Annotated in this window: 14 protein-coding genes and 2 tRNA genes; 10 read left to right on the top strand and 6 right to left on the bottom strand. The window is 36.7% G+C overall.

Going from position 1 to position 20857, the window contains the following annotated elements; genetic code table 11:
- The first annotated feature begins 3 nt into the window (after positions 1-3).
- Entirely contained in the window at positions 4-999 is a 996-nt protein-coding gene (gene gap / locus E0Y80_RS06595; RefSeq protein ID WP_156306871.1) for a type I glyceraldehyde-3-phosphate dehydrogenase, read from the top strand.
- Between the two features lie 74 nt (positions 1000-1073).
- On the opposite strand, the gene mnmA is transcribed toward gap, so the two are convergent.
- Positions 1074-2174: a tRNA 2-thiouridine(34) synthase MnmA gene (mnmA, locus tag E0Y80_RS06600; RefSeq protein ID WP_156306872.1), complete on the bottom strand. Its 1101-nt coding sequence runs from the start codon at positions 2172-2174 to the stop codon at positions 1074-1076.
- Positions 2175-2359: 185 nt separating this feature from the next.
- Between mnmA and E0Y80_RS06605 the strand changes: the two genes are divergently transcribed.
- Together E0Y80_RS06605 and E0Y80_RS06610 are read left to right on the top strand one after the other, a co-directional pair.
- Positions 2360-2435 (top strand) — tRNA-Phe (locus E0Y80_RS06605).
- Positions 2436-2475: 40 nt separating this feature from the next.
- Positions 2476-2548, top strand: a tRNA-Phe gene (locus E0Y80_RS06610).
- A gap of 584 nt (positions 2549-3132) precedes the next feature.
- Here E0Y80_RS06610 and E0Y80_RS06615 read toward each other — a convergent pair.
- Genes E0Y80_RS06615 through E0Y80_RS06625 form a run of 3 tightly spaced genes read right to left on the bottom strand, consistent with a single transcriptional unit; the run spans position 3133 to position 5517 of the window.
- Complete coding sequence (locus E0Y80_RS06615) at positions 3133-4101, bottom strand: MBL fold metallo-hydrolase (protein ID WP_156306873.1); 969 nt, start codon at positions 4099-4101, stop codon at positions 3133-3135.
- A 2-nt stretch (positions 4102-4103) separates the two neighbouring features.
- Positions 4104-4697, bottom strand: coding sequence for a dephospho-CoA kinase (coaE, locus tag E0Y80_RS06620; protein WP_156306874.1), 594 nt, complete (start codon positions 4695-4697; stop codon positions 4104-4106).
- Between the two features lie 4 nt (positions 4698-4701).
- Positions 4702-5517 (bottom strand): YbbR-like domain-containing protein, encoded by an 816-nt coding sequence (locus tag E0Y80_RS06625; protein WP_231595981.1) that lies wholly within the window; start codon positions 5515-5517, stop codon positions 4702-4704.
- Between the two features lie 302 nt (positions 5518-5819).
- Between E0Y80_RS06625 and purL the strand changes: the two genes are divergently transcribed.
- Both purL and E0Y80_RS06635 read left to right on the top strand, forming a co-directional pair.
- Positions 5820-9494: a phosphoribosylformylglycinamidine synthase gene (purL, locus tag E0Y80_RS06630; protein ID WP_156306876.1), complete on the top strand. Its 3675-nt coding sequence runs from the start codon at positions 5820-5822 to the stop codon at positions 9492-9494.
- Positions 9495-9575: 81 nt separating this feature from the next.
- Positions 9576-10436 carry an aminoglycoside 6-adenylyltransferase gene (locus tag E0Y80_RS06635; protein ID WP_156306877.1) on the top strand — a complete coding sequence of 287 codons (861 nt, stop codon included), beginning with the start codon at positions 9576-9578 and terminating at the stop codon, positions 10434-10436.
- On the opposite strand, the gene E0Y80_RS06640 is transcribed toward E0Y80_RS06635, so the two are convergent.
- Both E0Y80_RS06640 and E0Y80_RS06645 read right to left on the bottom strand, forming a co-directional pair.
- The gene (locus E0Y80_RS06640; protein WP_156306878.1) at positions 10427-11065 is read right to left on the bottom strand and encodes a hypothetical protein; all 639 of its coding nucleotides are present in this window, start codon (positions 11063-11065) and stop codon (positions 10427-10429) included. The two genes, E0Y80_RS06635 and E0Y80_RS06640, sit on opposite strands and share 10 nt — an antisense overlap.
- A gap of 102 nt (positions 11066-11167) precedes the next feature.
- Entirely contained in the window at positions 11168-12766 is a 1599-nt protein-coding gene (locus E0Y80_RS06645; RefSeq protein ID WP_156306879.1) for a Na+/H+ antiporter, read from the bottom strand.
- Between the two features lie 40 nt (positions 12767-12806).
- On the opposite strand from E0Y80_RS06645, the gene rlmF reads away from it, so the two are divergent.
- From rlmF to E0Y80_RS06670, 5 genes are all read left to right on the top strand, one after another.
- The gene (gene rlmF / locus E0Y80_RS06650; RefSeq protein WP_156306880.1) at positions 12807-13691 is read left to right on the top strand and encodes a 23S rRNA (adenine(1618)-N(6))-methyltransferase RlmF; all 885 of its coding nucleotides are present in this window, start codon (positions 12807-12809) and stop codon (positions 13689-13691) included.
- Positions 13692-14147: 456 nt separating this feature from the next.
- Positions 14148-17111: a SusC/RagA family TonB-linked outer membrane protein gene (locus E0Y80_RS06655; protein WP_231595982.1), complete on the top strand. Its 2964-nt coding sequence runs from the start codon at positions 14148-14150 to the stop codon at positions 17109-17111.
- A 6-nt stretch (positions 17112-17117) separates the two neighbouring features.
- Positions 17118-18623 carry a RagB/SusD family nutrient uptake outer membrane protein gene (locus E0Y80_RS06660; protein ID WP_156306882.1) on the top strand — a complete coding sequence of 502 codons (1506 nt, stop codon included), beginning with the start codon at positions 17118-17120 and terminating at the stop codon, positions 18621-18623.
- Positions 18624-18634: 11 nt separating this feature from the next.
- Entirely contained in the window at positions 18635-19738 is a 1104-nt protein-coding gene (locus E0Y80_RS06665) for a fasciclin domain-containing protein (protein ID WP_156306883.1), read from the top strand.
- A gap of 25 nt (positions 19739-19763) precedes the next feature.
- Positions 19764-20855: a DUF5007 domain-containing protein gene (locus tag E0Y80_RS06670; protein WP_156306884.1), complete on the top strand. Its 1092-nt coding sequence runs from the start codon at positions 19764-19766 to the stop codon at positions 20853-20855.
- Positions 20856-20857: the final 2 nt, after the last annotated feature.

Genomic DNA, 20857 nt, shown 5'->3' on the forward strand with positions numbered 1-20857 from the left:
AAAATGAAAATTGGAATTAACGGATTTGGCCGTATTGGCCGTTTAGCATTTAGAGCTGCTGTTAAACGCAGTGATATTGAAGTTGTTGGAATCAATGACTTAGTTGAACCTGATTACTTAGCTTATATGTTAAAATATGACTCAACTCACGGTCAATTCGACGGTACAGTTGAGGTGAAAGACGGTAACTTAGTTGTTAACGGTAAAACTATTCGTATCACTGCTGAAAAAGACCCTGCAAACCTTAAGTGGAATGAAGTAGGTGCTGAAGTAATCATTGAGTCTACAGGTTTCTTCTTAACACAAGAATTAGCTCAAAAACACATCGATGCTGGTGCTAAGAAAGTAATCATGTCTGCTCCTGCAAAAGATGATACCCCTACTTTCGTAATGGGTGTAAACAATAAAGAATTAAAAGCTGAATACAACATCGTTTCAAATGCTTCGTGTACAACGAACTGTTTAGCTCCTATCGCTAAAGTATTGAATGATAAATTTGGTATTGTTGAAGGCTTAATGACGACTGTTCATGCAGTTACTGCTACACAAAAGACAGTTGATGGTCCTTCAGTAAAAGACTGGAGAGGTGGTCGCGGTGCTTACCAAAACATCATCCCTTCATCTACAGGTGCAGCTAAAGCTGTGGGTTTAGTGTTACCTGAACTTAAAGGAAAATTAACAGGTATGTCTCTTCGTGTACCTACTGCTGACGTTTCTGTAGTGGATCTTACAGTTCGCTTAGAAAAAGGTGCTTCTTATGAAGATATCAAAAAAGCAATGAAAGAAGCTTCTGAAGGTGAATTAAAAGGTATTTTAGGATATACGGAAGATGATGTAGTATCAACTGACTTCTTAGGAGATGCTCGTACTTCAATCTTCGATGCTAAAGCTGGTATCTCTTTGAATGATAACTTCGTAAAAGTTGTATCATGGTACGACAATGAGTGGGGTTACTCAAACAAAATCATCGACCTAGCTCAAGAAGTAGGTAAATTATAATTTTCGAAAATTATTTAATAACAAAGGCGATGTCATTCAACATCGCCTTTATTGTTTATTTCTATTTTTAATTCTTAATTCTCTTCTTTCATAAGAAATCCACCACCAATCAAATCGTCACCTTCGTAAAATACAGCGGATTGACCTGGCGCAATTCCTTTTACATTATGGACGAAATCAACTTCCATGATATCTCCGTGCTGTGTAAGCGTTGAAATCGCTCCTGAGTCCTTATATCGAATCTTAGTAGTTGCTTCCATTGGTTCAGTCAAAGAAGCATATTTGACTAAATTAATGTCCCTAACGAAAGCTTTGCTTCTTTCAAGCTCATGCTCCTCTCCCAAAACTACGGAATTGGATTCAGGAAGAATTTGAATGACAAACATTGGTTTCCCTAATGCAATACCTAATCCTCTTCGTTGCCCGATTGTAAAATATGGATACCCGATATGTTGGCCAACAACCGTCCCATCAGAAAGAATAAAGTTTCCTGGGCCAATCTCTTGGTCCAAAGTAGGTCTTTTATGTCTTAGAAACGAACGATAGTCATTATCAGGCACAAAGCAGATCTCATAACTCTCCGACTTATTCGCCAATTCTTTTTGTCCCATCTGCATAGCCATCTGGCGTATTTCCTGCTTAGTAAAACTTCCTAACGGAAATTGGGTTCTAGCGAGGTTTTCCTGCGACACACCCCAAAGTACATAGGACTGATCCTTATTTTCGTCTTTACCTTTTGAAATCACATAACGTCCATTATCATGCATCCGAATATTGGCATAATGTCCTGTAGCGATAAATTCACAGTCCAGTTTATCTGCACGTTTCATCAAGGCCTCCCATTTGATATAGGTATTACACAATACGCATGGATTAGGAGTTCTGCCTGCTATATACTCATCAACAAAATTATCTATGACATAATCTCCAAATTCCGAACGGATATCTAGGATATAATGTGGAAATCCATAATTTACTGCTAAAGTCCTAGCATCATTTATACTATCTAAGCTACAGCAACCTGTTTCCTTTGAAGAGCCACCGGAACTAGCATAATCCCAAGTTTTCATTGTAATCCCAATGACCTCATACCCTTGTTCGTGTAGCATAACAGCAGCAACGGAGCTATCAACTCCCCCACTCATTGCTACCAAAACTCTTCCTTTTTTACTCATATTATATTATTGAAGTGCAAAGATACCGTTATTTGCCCATTCACAATGTTTATTTGATGTAATTTTATCTCAATCAAAATCAAGACTTTGAATAATTAACCAAAAATAATTAAGGCAAAAGTTTTAGAATTCGAAAAAGGACGGTATATTTGCATCGCAAGTTCGGTAACGGACATGTAAAAAAAGGTGCCATAGCTCAGTTGGTAGAGCAAAGGACTGAAAATCCTTGTGTCGCTGGTTCGAATCCAGCTGGCACCACCAAAATCTGACAAGTAACAGATTCAAATCAAAATCTTGGAAAGGTGCCATAGCTCAGTTGGTAGAGCAAAGGACTGAAAATCCTTGTGTCGCTGGTTCGAATCCAGCTGGCACCACTTAAAAAACCTCACAAATGTTGAGGTTTTTTTATTTCCATTTATTCAATCCCCATTTTTAAAAATTGTTGAAGTTACATTTCTTTTACCCTTCGACAATCCTTTTCGCTAAAATCCATTTGCAAATAATTAATAATCAATGTGATACATTAATTCGCTAATAAAAATTTAAAATACTAAATGTTAGGTATATAATATTTAAATTTTACTCAATATATTAGGAATTCAAAGTTTGGAATTCTTCTAACCGAATTTCGTTTTAAACTTTCAGGAACCATTGATTATTAATCGTATCGGAAAAAAAGTATTTCAAATTTTTTGTAATCATGGAAATTCTGTGTTCCCTACACAATTTCTTCATAAAGCCGTCCTGGCTATTGTTAAACAAGAAATGGCTAGATATTGCATATCTAGCCATATTTTTTATCTTATTTGGCCTACAAATAACCTAACAAATAGTAAATAATAATAAATACTACAATTGTACCAAAGCAGCCAAGTCCCATTTTCTTTGCTCCCCATCCAGCAATTAATGCTCTAAAGAATTTGTTCATATGTTATATTAAATTTGTTTATCAAATCTATCAACAATAATCTGGGGTAAAAGTTTGAGAGAAAATATCTCGAATTGAAATTTCGTCCGAAAAATGCTTATGCAAATCCCTTCCATCTCCATGTAAGGTCCAAATAGCTTTCGGATTTACCTTTTCAATTAAATAAAGAATATCTTCCCAATCAACATGGTCTGACAGATACAAACTTATATCATTCTGTGCCTGTAGACGCTCCCATCCCGAAGCAAATGCTTTTAAAACATTCTTTGCACGTCTATAACTATTGAAGGTTAATGGAGGAACCAAATAAATCTTATTTTCTCCGGGCTCTTTCATTGACTTCCGATTGTATAGGTTGTAATGCAATGGAATGTCAATATACCGATCATAAATCTTATTTATCGGCATAATTTGGTGATGTAAGAGAACCTCCTTATGGGGTAAATGATCATTTAACAATGCAGTAACCCGCTGAGCCTTACCTAATGCATAACATCCCAATAATATATTGCTTTTTACATCAAGTTTCATAATTTCAGAAATGGGATCTGGATGCTTTGTATTTGGATTTGCAAAGGTAGTTTCGGTTATTAAAACTTCTGCCTCTACGAATTCTAAGGGCTCACAGGATCTATCTGCTTGAAGTTTATAATCTCCTGTGTACAGATACCTAACCCCCTTGTAGATCATGAGTATTTGGGCACTGCCCAAAATATGTCCAGCTGGATAAAAATAGATCTCGACAGCATTGATTTGAAAAAACTCCACATAATCTTTCTCATGAAAGCTATCAAAGGGTTGTTTTCCATACCTGAACTGCATGATGGCTGCAGTACCTTTTGTACAATAAATATTCTTATGTCCGGGGGATGCATGATCAGCATGTGCATGGGAAACAACAGCATGCTTTACTGGATATAGCGGATCTATATAAAAGTCTCCATATGAACAATAATAGCCTTTGTCCCGCTTTACTAAAAAGTCATCAATAATCTCCATCACTATTTCTTAGCACTATTAAATTTTTGATGCAAATACATCACTTGATCAATTAAACTATGCTCAACATCATTATAAATAAGATAATCTGCCAGTTTCTCCTTTTCTTCCTCAGGCATTTGTTTTGAAATTCTCCTCAACACCTCTTCTCTATCTACTCGATCTCTTTCCATGACTCTTTGAATACGGAGTTCTAGTGGAGAAACCACCAGGATATTTATATCCAGTTTTTTATAGGAACCGCTTTCAAATAATAGAGCAGCTTCTTTAATGCTATAGGTTGAAGTTTGAGAATCTGCCCAATCATCGGCATCCTGAATAACCGCAGGATGTACAATCGCATTTAATTTTTTCAATTCTTCCGAATTGCTGAAAACCCTTTTTCCTAGCCATTCCCGATTTAAGCTTCCATCTTCAAAATAAACTTCTGAACCGAAAGTCGAAATTAATGCGTTGCGAACTGCATCATTTTTTATCATGATATCTTTCGCCTCTTTATCGGCATCATAGGTTGGAACACCCAATACCTTGAATATCTTAGTCACTACACTTTTACCAACACCAATGCCCCCGGTTATACCAATTTTCAATGCCATAAAATTAACGTCTAACAAAAAAATCAACATTCTGAGGGTCAACACTTAATACCTTAACATAATCAGGCATTTTTGTAATAATGACTGGAAGACTTGATACATGCTGGTCTTTCCATGCGTCCAGATCAACAACTGCTTCGAAATCTCGAGAGGTATACTTGTTAAAGTCCTTGACAGCAAGCAAGACCGTAACTTTGACTTTACTTGGAAGTACTCGGACTGAGGTATAGCCTTTACTGTTTTCAACTTTGATTGGAAGTTCTATAATTTTCTCTGTTATCTCACCAACTGGAACAATGACTTCAGCAAAAGTTGGATATATTGTAATATTAGTCCTTTGCTGTTTATTTAAATAGGCCACAGTACGAACATCCGTATTTACATCCTTACCCTTAATCGTGTCCGTCTCCAAGTATTCTATACTGGCTACATCCTCCAAAGGACCTGTGATGGTTACATATTCAGGGTTGGTCCTGGTAGCACCAATTACAGCATATTGACGCTGAAATGTTAGGTTTTCAACAGCCTTGACAGGAACTTTTCGTTGGGTTTGTTTTGAGAAATCAAAATACAAGGTATCGGGAGATACCGCAACAACTTGTTTATCACTAGGAAACTGTCGGTTTATAAAACCTATTTGGTTCCCAAAAACAATGAAATTCTTGGTTTTTAATCCTGAGAGATCGACCTGAATTTTGGCTGTATCCGGATGCAGTCGCTCCATAAAGACCTTCCATCCCGACATCCTTATCCGAACTGATACCGTATCGGACTGTAAGGGGTGAAAAGCTTTGTTCTCCGGCAAATTAACATAGCTCATGCTTGCTTTTTTTGTGAATGTATAGTCACTTGATATTGCAAATAAGGTCCAAGCTAAAAATGAAATGATAATACAACGTAGGAAAATGGATAATTTTCTTCGTTGAACTTTGTTAATCCGCCTTAAAGCCATTCTACAAATGTAATATTTTGTAAGCAAAATTCACATTTTGACAGTATCATGAAGTATAGGTTGACAAAACGCTCTTTCCAGCCAAAAAGATGCAGGTTGAAGCTAATTTATTGTTAAAATATTCCGTAACTTTGCAGAATAATTGAAGGACGTTCAAATTGACTTTAATAATGATTCATTTCTTCGTGAACCCATTGAACACCGTTTATGCTGTTCAAACCCAAAATGATTTATCTACCGAGGATATTTCCAAACTAAACTGGCTTTTCGGCAACTCAAAAAAAATCGATGATCAAACGCTTAACGACTATTATGTTGGTCCAAGAGCGGCGATGGTAACTCCATGGAGTACCAATGCAGTGGAGATTACCCAAAACATGGGAATTACCGGTATAATTCGAATAGAAGAGTTCCAAAAAGTAAATGCTGAATTCGTGGATTTTGATCCGATGATCTCTCAAAAATTCAGCGCACTGACTCAGGATATGTTTACGATTAACATTACTCCAGAGCCTATTTTGGAAATAGATGATATCCAAGCATACAATCAATCTGAAGGATTGGCATTGAGCCCTGAAGAAGTCGATTACCTAAATCAATTGTCTGAAAAAATTGGACGTAAATTAACGGATTCGGAAGTATTTGCTTTTTCTCAAGCGAACTCCGAACACTGTCGTCACAAAATCTTTAACGGAACATTCGTTATCGACGGTGAAGAGCAACCTACTTCCCTATTTAAATTAATTAAGAAAACTTCGGAAACAAATCCAAACGATATTGTCTCAGCATATAAAGATAACGTTGCGTTTGTCAAAGGACCTAAGGTAACGCAGTTTGCTCCAAAAACCGGTGACAAACCGGACTTTTATGAAGAGAAGGAATTCGATTCTGTTATTTCCTTAAAAGCTGAAACACATAATTTCCCAACAACGGTTGAGCCTTTTTCTGGTGCTGCAACAGGTTCTGGAGGTGAGATCCGCGACCGCCTTGCGGGGGGACAAGGAGCTCTTCCTTTAGCTGGAACTGCAATTTACATGACTGCCTATTCGCGACTATTAAATGATCGCCCATGGGAAAATGGCATGGAAGAAAGAAAATGGTTATACCAAACTCCAATGGATATCCTAATTAAAGCGTCGAATGGTGCTTCAGATTTTGGAAACAAATTCGGGCAGCCATTGATTACTGGATCTGTTCTTACCTTTGAACATGAAGAAAATGGTCGCAAATTGGGATATGATAAAGTGATCATGCAGGCGGGCGGTATTGGCTACGGCAAATTAAGCCAGGCTAAAAAACATGAACCCGAAGCTGGAGACAAAATAGTTATCCTAGGGGGCGAGAATTACCGTATTGGTATGGGTGGTGCTGCTGTTTCATCGGCTGACACCGGAGCATTTGGTTCTGGTATTGAACTTAATGCTATACAGCGTTCTAATCCAGAAATGCAAAAAAGAGCGGCTAATGCAATTCGTGCATTTGTGGAAAGTGATGAAAATCCAATCGTCTCCATTCATGACCATGGTGCTGGTGGCCACCTAAACTGTCTTTCAGAATTGGTTGAAAATTCTGGCGGCTTAATCGACCTAGACAAATTACCTGTAGGTGACCCTACCCTTTCTGCGAAGGAAATCATTGGTAATGAATCGCAGGAACGTATGGGCTTGGTTATCTCTGAAGAAAATATTCAAAAACTAAAAACTGTTGCCGATCGCGAGCGCTCACCGATGTACACTGTTGGTGATGTAACTTCTGATCATCGATTTACATTCGAATCTAAATCTACTGGTGAAAAGCCTATGGACTATGCTTTAGAGGATTTCTTCGGATCATCCCCTAAAACCATTATGAATGATAAAAAGGTCAATCGTCAATACGTTGACCTATCCTACTCAGTTTCGGAAGTCCCTAACTACTTAAATCAAGTCTTACAATTAGAGGCTGTAGCATCAAAAGATTGGTTAACAAACAAAGTTGATCGTTGTGTGGGTGGTCGTGTTGCAAAGCAACAATGCGTAGGACCTTTACAATTGCCATTGAACAATGTTGGAGTAATGGCTTTGGATTACAAATCCAAAGAAGGGATTGCAACATCTGTAGGTCATGCTCCATTGGTTGCATTAGTTGATCCGGTTGCAGGATCTAGAAATGCAATTGGAGAGGCTTTATCTAATATTGTATTTGCTCCGATTATTAACGGACTTGCCGGGATATCGCTTTCGGCGAACTGGATGTGGGCATGTAATAATGAAGGTGAAGATGCTAGATTATACCAAGCAGTTCAAGGATGTTCTGATTTTGCAATTGAATTAGGTATCAATATCCCTACCGGTAAAGATTCATTATCCATGAAGCAAAAATATCCTAATGGAGAAAATGTGATCGCTCCTGGTACGGTCATTATTTCTGCAGGGGGTAACTGTACAGATATTAAAAAAGTGGTTGAACCTGTATTGAAAAAAGATGCCGGATCAATTTATTATATCAATCTTTCACAGGATCGCTTTAAACTTGCCGGTTCCACTTTCGCGCAAGTCTTAAATAAAGTAGGAAATGATGCCCCTACAATTCAGGATGCTCAATACTTTAAAAATGCATTCAATGCCATCCAAGATTTAGTTAACAAGGATCAAATTGCTGCAGGTCATGATATCGGCTCCGGTGGTCTGATTACAACTTTATTGGAATTATGCTTTGCTGATGTAAATTTAGCAGCTGAATATGATTTATCTTCATTAAATGAATTAGACACTGTTAAAGTGCTGTTCAATGAAAACATAGGTTTAGTCCTTCAAGCTAGGAATGATGAAGCCTTTGAAAAGGCATTGACTGATGCTGCTGTTGAAGTATTTAAAATTGGTAAGCCATCCAATGGCACTGAAGTGAAAATCAAGAACAATTCAGATTCATTTAGTTTTAATGTTGAACAAACTAGAGATACTTGGTTCAAGACTTCTTACCTATTAGATCAAAAACAGTCTAAAAACGGTACAGCTGATGAGCGTTATAAAAACTATAAAAATCAACCATTGCGTTTTGATTTCCCGGTACACTTTGATGGGGTAAAACCTGCTTTCATTGCTGGTACAAAGCGTCCAAAAGCTGCGATCATCAGAGAAAAGGGTTCTAATTCCGAACGTGAAATGGCAAATGCAATGTATTTAGCTGGATTTGATGTTAAGGACGTGCATATGACGGATTTGATTTCTGGACGTGAAACGCTTGAAGACATTCAATTTATAGGTGCTGTAGGTGGCTTCTCCAATTCAGATGTTTTAGGTTCTGCTAAAGGTTGGGCTGGTGCCTTTTTATATAATGAAAAAGCAAAATCTGCTTTAGAAAAATTCTTTGCTCGTCCAGATACCTTATCCGTAGGAATTTGTAATGGATGCCAATTATTTATGGAATTGGAATTGATAAATCCCGATCATGAGGTACATGGCAAAATGCTCCATAATAATTCTCAAAAACACGAATCAAACTTCGTATCGGTTAAGGTCCAAGAGAATATTTCAATCATGCTGTCTACTTTAGCCGGATCAACCCTAGGTGTTTGGATCTCCCATGGTGAAGGAAAATTCAACCTTCCGAATTCAGAAGATCAATACAATATCGTAGCCAAATATGCTTACGACCAATACCCGCATAATCCAAATGGATCTGATTTCAATACGGCAATGATGAGTGATAAAACCGGACGTCACCTGGTAACCATGCCACATATCGAACGCTCCATTTTCCAATGGAACTGGGCAAACTATCCTGAAGGGCGCAACGACGAAGTAACACCTTGGTTAGAAGCCTTCGTGAATGCTCGCAAATGGATTGAAAATCAAAGCAAATAAGTTGGACAAACGTAATTATATTAAAATCCCAATGAAATATCATTGGGATTTTTTTTGCTATCTTAAAGTGATGGAGGCAAAATGGAAAATAGAAACTTAAAATTAGAAGCTATAAAAAATTGGATTAATGACAATAAAGACATCAGGGCAGCTTTAATCACAAGCTCATTGGTCAATCCATTGGCACCCATTGATGATTTTAGTGATCTAGATATCGAATTGGTATTTGAAGATTCCGAAAATTATATCCAATCCAAAGAATGGCTATTTCAATTCGGAGACATCCTGAATTATTATGAAGAAGGAATTGAGGGATTCGATGGGAAGCATGCTATGAGAATGGTGCAGTATATGGACGGAGTAAAAGTGGATTTCAAAATTTATTCCGTAGAACAATTTCTTGCAGAGGTAAATTCCCCTATTCTTCCTGAAGATTGGGATATTGGTTATGAAATATTAACAGACAAAGACAATCTGACCTCAAATTTAAAACCCCCAACCTATCAGGTAAGTATCATAAAAAAACCATCCACTGAGGAGTTCAATAAAATAGTCGATGATTTTTGGTGGGATGTCACCTATATTCCAAAATGTTTAGCACGTGGCGATCTGTTCTACCTTAAGTTTATGGTTGAAAAAATCATTCGCGTAGAATATCTTATTCCGATGATCGAATGGTATGTGGCTAGTCAGAATCATTGGGATATAACAACAAATAAATACGGGCGACTATTTAAGAAATATCTAAGCGAACAAGAGTGGGCTCAGTTGGAAGAAACATTTTCCGGAAGTGATATGATTGAAAATAAAATAGCATGTAATAAGCTACTCCAAGTTTTCAATATATTAGCCCAAAAAGTAGCTACTAATTTAAATTACGACTACGATCAGCAAAAAGCCAATAGTATCCTAAATTTTGTATCAACAATACATTATAAATAATAATTGACCAATTCATAATCCAACATCTTCCATTTCCCTTCGATTTTAATCAGCGTATAAATTAAATCCATTGATTTTACGTTATTAACAGTATAATTACCTTGAAGCAATGCTTTGTCCTTAGCTTCATTGAAAATTGGTCGATCAAAACTACAACGAGCAATACTATTATGTTGTTTAATTGGAAAATATATTAGAGCATGAGGATCCTTCTGTACAGGGTAATTTCTAAAAAATTGAGAGTGTCCCTGATCCAAATATTGAATCAAATGATTATTCCATTCTGCAGCTCGAACTGATTCTTCTAATTCCCAGTAATTGTCCTTCATTAGTTTCTTAAAAGAATCTGTCATTCCAATTCTAGTATAGAATTGATTACCAAAATTGGCTTCTATTTGTACAGGTACCCATGTTACATCAGAATCAATTTGATTTTTATATCCGGAAAGCGGATCGGGCACATAATCGCCCAACGCGTATACCAATTTTGAATACTCTAAATCCTGGAAAGTATAGGTGGGGAAAACTTGATTTAAAAAATCTTTACCCGATATACTAATCCCTGATTTCTCCTTTCGACATGCCATTATGCATACCACTATCAAAAAATAAATTCCTAATCTTTTCATAACTAATCATCTTATACTGATTAGATGATTAATTCCTTAGATTTCCATAATGAAATTTATACGCTTTACTCTTGACAGAATTCTAATCCTTTTTTTCGCCTTTTATTTACGGTTCAATCTAGATTCCTCCAAATCTAAATTATGTTCTAAAGCTCTCAAAACAGACTCATCATAATCCTTTTCCGAACGCAAGGTATAGATCATTTCTCTTCTGACATCAATTAAATCCTGCATTACCTTCTTATAAAGACCTCTTTCATTCGCCATTTTTATCTTTGCTTCACTGCTGAGGTTTGTTGCTGTCGATTCTAAACTCCGCTTTAAGGATAAATTAATAGCTTTTACTGTATTATTCTCTTCTAACTCTTTAGGATATTTTGTTTTTAAGAGTTCCATTTCCTGCTTAACTAATCGGTATCGAATTGCCTCAATCTGGGCCTCTTCGGGAATCTCAGAGGAATTTCCTTCTAGATTAACTAATTTGATCAACCAAGGGAGACTTAATCCTTGAACAACAAGCGTTATGAGTATTACAACAAATGTGATAAACAAGATTAAATTTCGATGCGGGAAATGTTGACCGTTAGTTAGATAGATGGGAATAGCTAATGCAGATGCAAGAGATACAACTCCTCTCATTCCAGCCCATCCTAAAATCAAGGGCATCTTCCAACCTGGCTTCGGTTCCTTTTTACGTACACGTGATGATAATCGAGGAACATAACTGGCTATGTAAATAAAAATTATTCGAATCACAATGATGACCAAGGTGATAATCAAAGCAATTTGAATTGCCCAACTTTTCGATACTTGCTCGATTCCATCTATAATTATAGGCAGTTCTAAACCAATTAATATGAAAACAAATCCATTCAATAAGAATCCGATGGTTTCCCAAACTTCACGGGTTTGGATTCTGGTATGATAATCCATATAATCTTTCGATCGAAAGGAAAGAAATAATCCCCCAGAAACGACGGCTAATACTCCTGACCATTCAAAGTGTTCGGCAACAATATACATGATATAAGGAGCGATCAAAGTAATTGGAGTTGTAATGCTTGATGCCTTTGCTATGTATTTCAAAAATAGATATAGGATATGGCCAATGACCAGTCCTACAAAGATTCCCATAACTGCAAGTGTAAAGAACCCTACCACGGCTTCTTGCATTGTAAATGTTCCCGTCATAATCACGGCCAAAGCCATTCTGAATACGGTTAAGGATGCAGCATCATTGACAAGACTTTCACCTTCTAATAGGGTTATCCCTCGCTTAGGTAAACTCACATCTTTTAATACTGAGGTGGCTGCAACAGCATCAGGCGGTGAAATAATGCCTCCCAGTAAAAATCCCAAAGCAAGCGTAAAGCCCGGTATAAGATGCACAGATAGATAGGCAACAGCAATAGATGTAACGAAAACTAACCCAAAACCCATCGTTAAAATCGATCGACGGTTTTTCCAAAAACTATTCCATGAAGTGTACCATGCCGCCTCAAATAATAATGGTGGTAGAAAAACCAAAAATACAACATCTGGGTTTATACTAAACTCCGGTAAACCCGGAATTAAAGAAATAGCTAATCCTCCGATTACCAGTAAGATAGGATAGGAAATTTTAAAACGTTGAGATACAACAAATAGCATGGCCATGAAAAAGAATAGAATCATGACCAATAATATATTGGATTCGATCATTTTTACTTATTAATAGATATCTTTGTGTACTGTAAAAATAATGGAAAAAAACTCAAAAAATCTACACTCGCGCAATAAGTTCAATCAAGAATATGACTTTAAAAAGTTGATCAAACATGTTCATCAGCTTAAAAAACATATTCAAATACTCCCTGATGGTCGTCAGACCCTGGATTTTAGAGATCCTGAATCAGTCTTACTTTTAAATAAGGCATTGCTCGAATCAGAATATAAAATTAAGAACTGGAGCTTATTGGAAGGCAGCCTATGCCCCTCTATTCCTGGTAGATTAAATTATATCCATTATTTGGCAGATTTAATACAACCTAAAAATCCTAAAAAAATAAATGTTCTCGACATTGGGACAGGTTCAAGTTTAATCTATCCAATTTTGGGATTTTTAGAATATCATTGGAATTTTGTGGCAACAGACACTCATATTCCTTCCCTTCAACATGCAAAGAAGATTTTGAATGACAATCCTTATTTGAAAAATGGTATTCAGATAAGACATCAAGAGAAAAATGAGCATATTCTTGAAGGAATCCTTCATCCCAATGAATACTTTGATGCCATACTTTGCAATCCTCCTTTTTTCAAATCACGTGAGGATTATAGGCAAACTATTATAAAGAAAAACCAAAAACTTCATCAAGAAACTGAGAGTACCAGAACAAATTTTCAAGGCTTGTCTAATGAATTGTGGTATCCAGGTGGTGAAAAGAAATTTATAACCTCAATGATTTATGAAAGTATTGCATTGAGAAATCAGCTAGGTTTATGTTCAGTTTTAGTATCCGATAAAGAAAATTTAAAACCATTAAAAGCCGTTTTAGAATACCACAAGATAGAAGATATCAAGGTAACTCAAATGACCCAAGGAAATAAGATAAATAGGATATTGTCGTGGCGGTTGAATAAATAAGGTTAAACAAAATTCCAAAACTTTTTAAATGTTACAAATATCTAGATCTACTTTAACGTTAAAGCAGATTTGGACAGGAATTTCTATTTTTTTAAAAAAAATTTGCTAAAACGTTTTTTATTTATAAATTAGTCTTAACCATTATAAAATACTCACTAAACAATCACTAAATGAACCTTTTTACACCTTTTAAAAATTGCAATTTATTTTCCGGCTAGTTAATCACACAGGTACTAATATTTACCTGCCATAAAGACCTTTAACCAAGTCCGTGATTAACTATTTTATTAAACCTAATTAACTCAAATTATGAAAAGAGAAAAATTGCGATCCCATTTTACGGCGAGTTAATCGTCCGAATATCTTACATTTTATTATGAGTTAGCCCATATTTTGGAGCTAACCGCTACCTAGTACGTATATACTATTTACTAACCAATAAACCGCACTATACATATGAGTGTAATATGGAAGTTTAAATCGTTGATGATTTTAATGTCTATGTCAATGGGGCATGCCTATTCACATAACATTGAGCTGAACAACCTATCATTGCAGGATACGACCGAAACGGACTCTATCCCTCCTATTGATACCTTGCCAGCTATGAAACCCCTGTATGAATTGGACCTGCCAAAGTTCAATAATTTAAGGAGTCTCAAAACCACCTCTTTAAATACTGCAAATAGTTTGCAGCAATATATTAAAGGTGAATTGCCGGGAGTCTATGTTTCCGAATCCAGTGGGGAGCCAGGAACAAATATCCAAATGTTCGTCCGTGGTATCAGTAAACCTATCCTCAGCAATAGGGATATTTACAATAGTCAACCATTAGTGGTTTTGGATGGTGTTCCACTTATCGGTGAACACCCTTTCGCTTTTGATATTCAAAACTATGACGTCGAAAGGATTGGTACTGAAAATAATCTCCTAGCCAATTTTGACATAGACAATATAGAGAGCATACGTGTCCTGAAGGACCTTTCTACTCTAGCAACCTATGGGCCTCTTGCTTCGAATGGTGTAATTGAGATTACTTCAAGAAAAGCACCAACTGATGGTGATAAAAGAATTACGGTGAATAGTTACATTGGAATGTCCCAAAAGCCAACTGTTACAACTATTAACGGTGCTTATGAAAATGCCTTTCGAAGACAATTTTATGACCTTTATACCACAAATGGTAAATTCAACATTGATGATGTTTATCCTATTTACCTCAGTGATTCATTGAACAATGACTATTATGGTCCTTCGAATTGGTCAGATAGTTATTATCAAAATGGCTTAAACCATGGTGTTAACGCAAACATTGCTGGAGGACAGCCTCGTGCAACTTTCCAGTTCTCTCTTGGAAATGTAAAAACTTCAGGAGTGGCTGATGACACTAAATTCGATAAATACAATGCCCGGTTTTTCCTAAATCTAAGACCTTTCAAATGGTTAAACTTTGAAACCCTATTCAATGCATCTCGAATTAATAGAGACCGTAATCGTAACTTGAGAAACCGCTTTGCCATGATGGGTTACCTTCCTGACTTAGGTGCTCCATTAGCTCCTAACAAAGATGTGTACGATACTTACCTGAAAGAATTCGATAAAAGCTTTGATGATAACTTCAATAATATCCTGGAAGGATTTTTCCGATTCCAATTTAATGCAGGTCCTGTCAAGTTCCGTACTAAATTTGCCGTAGATTATAATGAAGGGTATAGAGATTTATTCTACCCAAGCACCATTCTTGAAAACAGCAATTTCGCTTCGAACTACTATGGCTACAATCAGCGTATAATGGTAGACAACCAACTCGTTTACGATATAAAGAACGGAGCAAATTATTTCTATTTTGAGGCCGGAAATTCCCTGATGTGGGATACTTATAAGTATAATTATTCTTATGCTTATAAAGGTGTCAACGATTTTATCAAATTAAATTTGCTGGAATCTGACCCTAATAATGGGAATTATTTAAATCCTATCCCATTTCCTAGACAATTGGTCTACAAATTCTTGGACCGGACCAAACACAATATGGTTAATTTCTATGGTAAAGCTTCCTATACTTATAACGAATCCTATACTGCTGCACTGACACTACGTTACGATGCATCATCAAATGCACAGCCGACTTCGAGGTGGTTCTTTTCTCCAGTTTTAGCTTTGGGTTGGAATGCTAAAAATGATTTCCTAAAGGATAATGATGCAGTAAGCTTATTTAACATCCGTGCGAATGTAGGTAGAATTGGACATTACAATCTTTATGATAATTATTCTCAAGGCCCTAGTTATACGGCACAAGTAGGCTACACAGGAAATGCCATCGTCCCGGGCTACAACGGTATCGCTGTTTTGGTACGTCCGTATGATGTGGGCTGGATTGGCTATAAACTTCCTTGGAGCTATTCTGACAATGCTAATTTAGGCTTTGACTTAGGTTTTGAGGAAAGAAATATTCAAGTTTCATTTGATGCTTATGTACGTGATACCAAAGATCAGTTGATCATGCTGCCAGGCAAGAAAGATTTTGGATATGAATATCAATATGAAGCGGGCATGGATGTCCGGAACATGGGCATCGATTTATCTGCTTCCGGTAACGTTGTACAAAACGATAAAATCACCTGGAATACAGGATTGGTACTTGGCGTAAATACCAATAAATTATTGGCTTTGCCAAATGGATTGGATGAAGTTGAGGTCAATGACCGCCTATTAAAGGTCGGCGAAAGAATAGATGCCTTTTGGTTGTATGAAAACAACGGCATGTACAAAACAGATCAAGAAGTTCCAGAGGTAAATGGTCAAAAATTAACGTATAATGGCATTATCCTTAAGGCTGGGGATCCTATTTGGCGGGATTCAAATGCTGACAATCAGATCACCAAAGAAGACAAGGTAATTCAGGGAAATATCCTTCCAAAACTTAGCGGTTCATGGAACAATATGGTTACCTATAAAAATTTCGACCTGAACTTAAATTTCTATTTCAATTTAGGTAGAAAGATTGTCAACCAAGAAATGGCCAATCGTTTCAATTTCATTGAAAATGAAAATGCCAGCAGTATAAACTCTATCAAAGAGATTACCTATTGGGAAAAAAGAGGTGATTATGATAAATATCCCCTATACAATCCCTGGTCGTCAGTTACTCCTTTTCAAACTAATCAAAATCTATTCTTAGAAGATGGATCTTTCCTAAAATTGAGAACAGCTACGATTGGCTATAATTTTAAAGACATTATAGGAAACAAGCTCGGCAAAAATGGAGACTTCTATGTCTACCTATCTGCAAACAATTTATTTACTGTCAGCAAATATTCAGGTAGAGATCCTGAATTGGTGAATTACTTAGGCTATGACCAGGGTTATTCATTACCGATCCCAAGAACATTTGCATTAGGATTTAAACTTAAACTATAACTGACTATGAAAAGATTATTAATCATATTGATTGTATTGAGTCAGGTATTCGTTTCCTGCAAAAAAATGCTGGACGTCAATTCTACTCGTTTGGTGTCTGAAGAAAACATGTGGATTTCGATGGAAGATTCCAGAGGTGCCTTAATGGGTGTTTATGGTCTAACAAAATCTGCATTGAATGATAATAATGCACATTGGATATATGGAGATGTTCGTTCTGGACAATTCTCGGTTCCAATTCGTCAAGACCTTAAAGCGGTTGCTAAACATGATTTGAATGCATCGTTTGGGGTGATGAATGACTTGAAATCTTGGCGTAGGTGGTATGCTGTAATTAATTCAGCCAATATTTTCCTAGAACGAATCCATGAGGTCAAAGAAAAGGACGAAAGATACACCAACAACAACATGGTAGTGGATATTGCACAAGCGAGGTTTTTACGTGCTTTTGCATATTTCTATATGGTTCGTATTTGGGGAGATGTACCATTAATTGTTTCGTCTAAAGAAGGAAGTTTTACAGATCAACCCCGTGAAGATCAAAGTAAGGTTCTAGCATTTGTGGAGCAGGAACTTATCAAAGCGGCACAAGACTTACCTTTCTTATATAGTTCGAACGATGAGCAGCAACAAGGAAATTATTATAACGAATCTAGTTCAAGGTGGACAGGTTCATTAGCCCGCAAAACGACAGCTTATGCAATCTTGGCGCATGTAGCAGCATGGCAAAGCAATTATCCTGATGCTGCAGCCTATGCTAAATTCGTCATTGACAATGCTCAAAAAGGTGGTTTAGGCATTCTGTCTACTGGAAACATGACCGATCCAAATGGTTTTTTCTATGATAAGAACAACAATCAATTATTGGGTTTTGCCCATGTCTACAATCATGTAGAAGGATCATTCACAGGACATATTGAAGAGTTGACCTTGGCTGCTCCGGTTGTTAATAAAAGTATTCCGGATATGTATATTCCTAAGGAGAAAATCCTGGAAATATTCAATGAACCTACAGATGAAAGGTTCTCAGCCGATACATTAGGCAACCCGGTTACTGAGGTCTATTTTAGGAACTTTAACGGTCAATATCCAATTTTTAGCAAGGTTAAATGTATCATGGGTGGAGTTACTGACCCTTCTTTCAGATTTTATTCCAGCGCCACCATCATTACCAGATTGGAAGACATGTACTTATTACGTGCTGAAGCATTAGCCGTGATCGGAGAACAAAATGGTGCGATAGATCTACTGAATACCATTCGTGAGCGTAGAGGTCTGAATAATTATTCTGCAGCTAGAAATGGAGAATTAATTGAAGCCATTTTCCAAGAAAGAAACCGAGAGTTGATGGGCGAAGGCCACCGATGGTATGATTTGGTCAGACAATATAAAATTATCAATGATAATTCTGACCTGAGTAAATTAATTCGGGATAATGGGCAATATTGGCCAATATCCACTGAGGTTTTGACCCAAAATAAATTATTAACCCAAAATGAATATTGGAAATAAACTGTTTAACCATGAAAATCAATAATCTATTTTATAGCATTCTTTTCTTGATTTTGGTGAGCAGCTGCACCAAAGACAAAGGATATTATAATGAAACCGTCCAGAAGGTGACTTATGATGGTACAATTCTAGAATATCTTCAAAGTAAACCGGGTGTATTTGACTCTTTATTAAAAGTTTTGGACAGAAGTAAAATGAATGCTGTCTTAGGTAGTAATGAGAAATATACCTTCTTTGCCCCTACGAATCAAAGTTTCCAATTAGCCATTGAAAACCTCAACAATACCCGTAGGGAATCTGATAAATCTTTGGAATATTTAAGCAACGTGGATCTAAAACATTTGGATACCATGATGTCGCAATATATTATTAAAGGATCGTACCCTAGCGACTCAATGCTCCTTAAGGATGGAATCAAATTACAGGATTTCAAATATAAAAGGACGATGAATGCAAAATTAACAACAGCGACATCATCTGGATTTGAAGGTGGAGGTCCGAAGGTGATTGAGTATTCGGACACGAAAAACAGTCAATTTACTAGAAACTGGATAACTGCAACGACAGCATCTATCAATATTGAGGCAAAAAACGGGATGATCCATGTATTGTCTTCCAACCATGTATTTGGATTCAATGATTTTGTTACTCGCTTAACTTATATCCCACCTCCACCAAATTTATTTGTCACAGTTGGTGGTAAGTTTTCAGTATCAAGGGAAACAGGTGGTGGTCCCGATGCAGTTGAAGCTTCAAAATATGTATTCGACGGAAATAGAGAAACAAAATTCTTCTTAGGTGGATTTAATGGAGTTTGGATGCAGGTGGAATTAAATACGCCTACGGCTGCAAACTCTTATACCTTAACTTCTGCGAATGATATTCCTGATAGGGATCCTATTGACTGGAACTTACAAGGTTCTCAAGATGGGGAAAACTGGGTAACATTAGATTCAAAATCCGGAGAAGAATTTACTTCTAGATTCCAACAACGGGTATTTTGGATCAATAATACAACAGCTTATAAATTCTATAGGTTGAATATCCAAAGAAACCGTTCTGGAGGAGATTTCCAATTAGCAGACTGGAGTGTTAATAAAGGAACAGCAAACTAATCCATTGACCTGAAAAAGATTATTTATGAAAATCTCAAATAATATCCGATTACTCTGCGTCATCCTAAGTAGCTATAGCCTATTCAGTGCATGTTCAGACATGTATGGCTTACCGGAAGACCGTGATTTTATCAGTGATAAAATTGACTATACCAATAAAATACTAGAACCTATCCTTGGAAGAACAACCGTATTTACTTCTATGGTGGAGGACAATTCGACGCTTCCAATGAAGTTTGAAATCGTCAACGCCCGTTATGGTGATGGGCGGCCTGTCACTGATATCTTTACCAAAGCACCTACTTACGAATGGATCCAAGAATATGATGGATTGGAAAAATCAATAGCTGAAATCGAAGCCAAAAGAAAATTAGTTGAAAAACCTATTTTCGAGGTCGATAGCAATGGACGCTTAATTCTATGGGCATCAGCAAATAATAAAAATCTAAAACCTAGACCTGTGGACACCGTCCTTAAAACGCAGGATATTCGTTTTTTTGATATAAAAGTTCAAAACTCGGGTGGTACACAGATCATCAAGGATTTCCAATTAATCCCTTGGACTCAAAGGGACTACTACCCTGATACGGACATCAATCCATATACGGGCGGTAAGGCGCCGGATCCACAGCGACCAAAGGATACAACCAGACAGGATTATATTATTCCAAGTTCTTTAACAAATGTAATTGGCGAGAGAACACAATTGCCATTAGCAAATAATTCAATCAAAAAAGATGTCGTAGTCTATATTCGTCCATTCTCTGGCGGTAAAGGCAATAGCTTAAGGATAAAATTCCTAGGGGCAGATGGAAAATTTATTAATCCAGTAAAATTCAACCAGACAAAATGGGATTTGTTAGTTCATGGATTTAATAAAGTAATGAACCCGGAATATGTGCAATATGATGTTGCCTACCCTATTCCTTTATCGAATATCAAAACTGACTATTCAAATGGTGGTACGGCCTTTTTCACGATTAACTATTCTAGAATTGGTTTTGGAGGAATCAGACAAGTAGGCCAATTATCTTTGAATTACCGTATTTATAAAAAAGGAGATTGGGAAATTGTATTTCATTTCCGCAATGAGAACCCAAAATTTGAAGACGACTAATC

This window comes from Sphingobacterium endophyticum (genome assembly GCF_009733535.1).
Lineage (GTDB): Bacteria > Bacteroidota > Bacteroidia > Sphingobacteriales > Sphingobacteriaceae > Sphingobacterium > Sphingobacterium endophyticum.

What these genes read in the sequence shown, in the direction of transcription:
- gap (WP_156306871.1), top strand. Translation starts at nt 4, where the DNA reads ATGAAAATTGGAATTAACGGATTTGGCCGTATTGGCCGTTTAGCATTT.
- mnmA (WP_156306872.1), bottom strand. Translation starts at nt 2,174, where the DNA reads ATGAGTAAAAAAGGAAGAGTTTTGGTAGCAATGAGTGGGGGAGTTGAT.
- E0Y80_RS06615 (WP_156306873.1), bottom strand. Translation starts at nt 4,101, where the DNA reads ATGGAGATTATTGATGACTTTTTAGTAAAGCGGGACAAAGGCTATTAT.
- coaE (WP_156306874.1), bottom strand. Translation starts at nt 4,697, where the DNA reads ATGGCATTGAAAATTGGTATAACCGGGGGCATTGGTGTTGGTAAAAGT.
- E0Y80_RS06625 (WP_231595981.1), bottom strand. Translation starts at nt 5,517, where the DNA reads ATGAGCTATGTTAATTTGCCGGAGAACAAAGCTTTTCACCCCTTACAG.
- purL (WP_156306876.1), top strand. Translation starts at nt 5,820, where the DNA reads ATGATTCATTTCTTCGTGAACCCATTGAACACCGTTTATGCTGTTCAA.
- E0Y80_RS06635 (WP_156306877.1), top strand. Translation starts at nt 9,576, where the DNA reads ATGGAAAATAGAAACTTAAAATTAGAAGCTATAAAAAATTGGATTAAT.
- E0Y80_RS06640 (WP_156306878.1), bottom strand. Translation starts at nt 11,065, where the DNA reads ATGAAAAGATTAGGAATTTATTTTTTGATAGTGGTATGCATAATGGCA.
- E0Y80_RS06645 (WP_156306879.1), bottom strand. Translation starts at nt 12,766, where the DNA reads ATGATCGAATCCAATATATTATTGGTCATGATTCTATTCTTTTTCATG.
- rlmF (WP_156306880.1), top strand. Translation starts at nt 12,807, where the DNA reads ATGGAAAAAAACTCAAAAAATCTACACTCGCGCAATAAGTTCAATCAA.
- E0Y80_RS06655 (WP_231595982.1), top strand. Translation starts at nt 14,148, where the DNA reads ATGAGTGTAATATGGAAGTTTAAATCGTTGATGATTTTAATGTCTATG.
- E0Y80_RS06660 (WP_156306882.1), top strand. Translation starts at nt 17,118, where the DNA reads ATGAAAAGATTATTAATCATATTGATTGTATTGAGTCAGGTATTCGTT.
- E0Y80_RS06665 (WP_156306883.1), top strand. Translation starts at nt 18,635, where the DNA reads ATGAAAATCAATAATCTATTTTATAGCATTCTTTTCTTGATTTTGGTG.
- E0Y80_RS06670 (WP_156306884.1), top strand. Translation starts at nt 19,764, where the DNA reads ATGAAAATCTCAAATAATATCCGATTACTCTGCGTCATCCTAAGTAGC.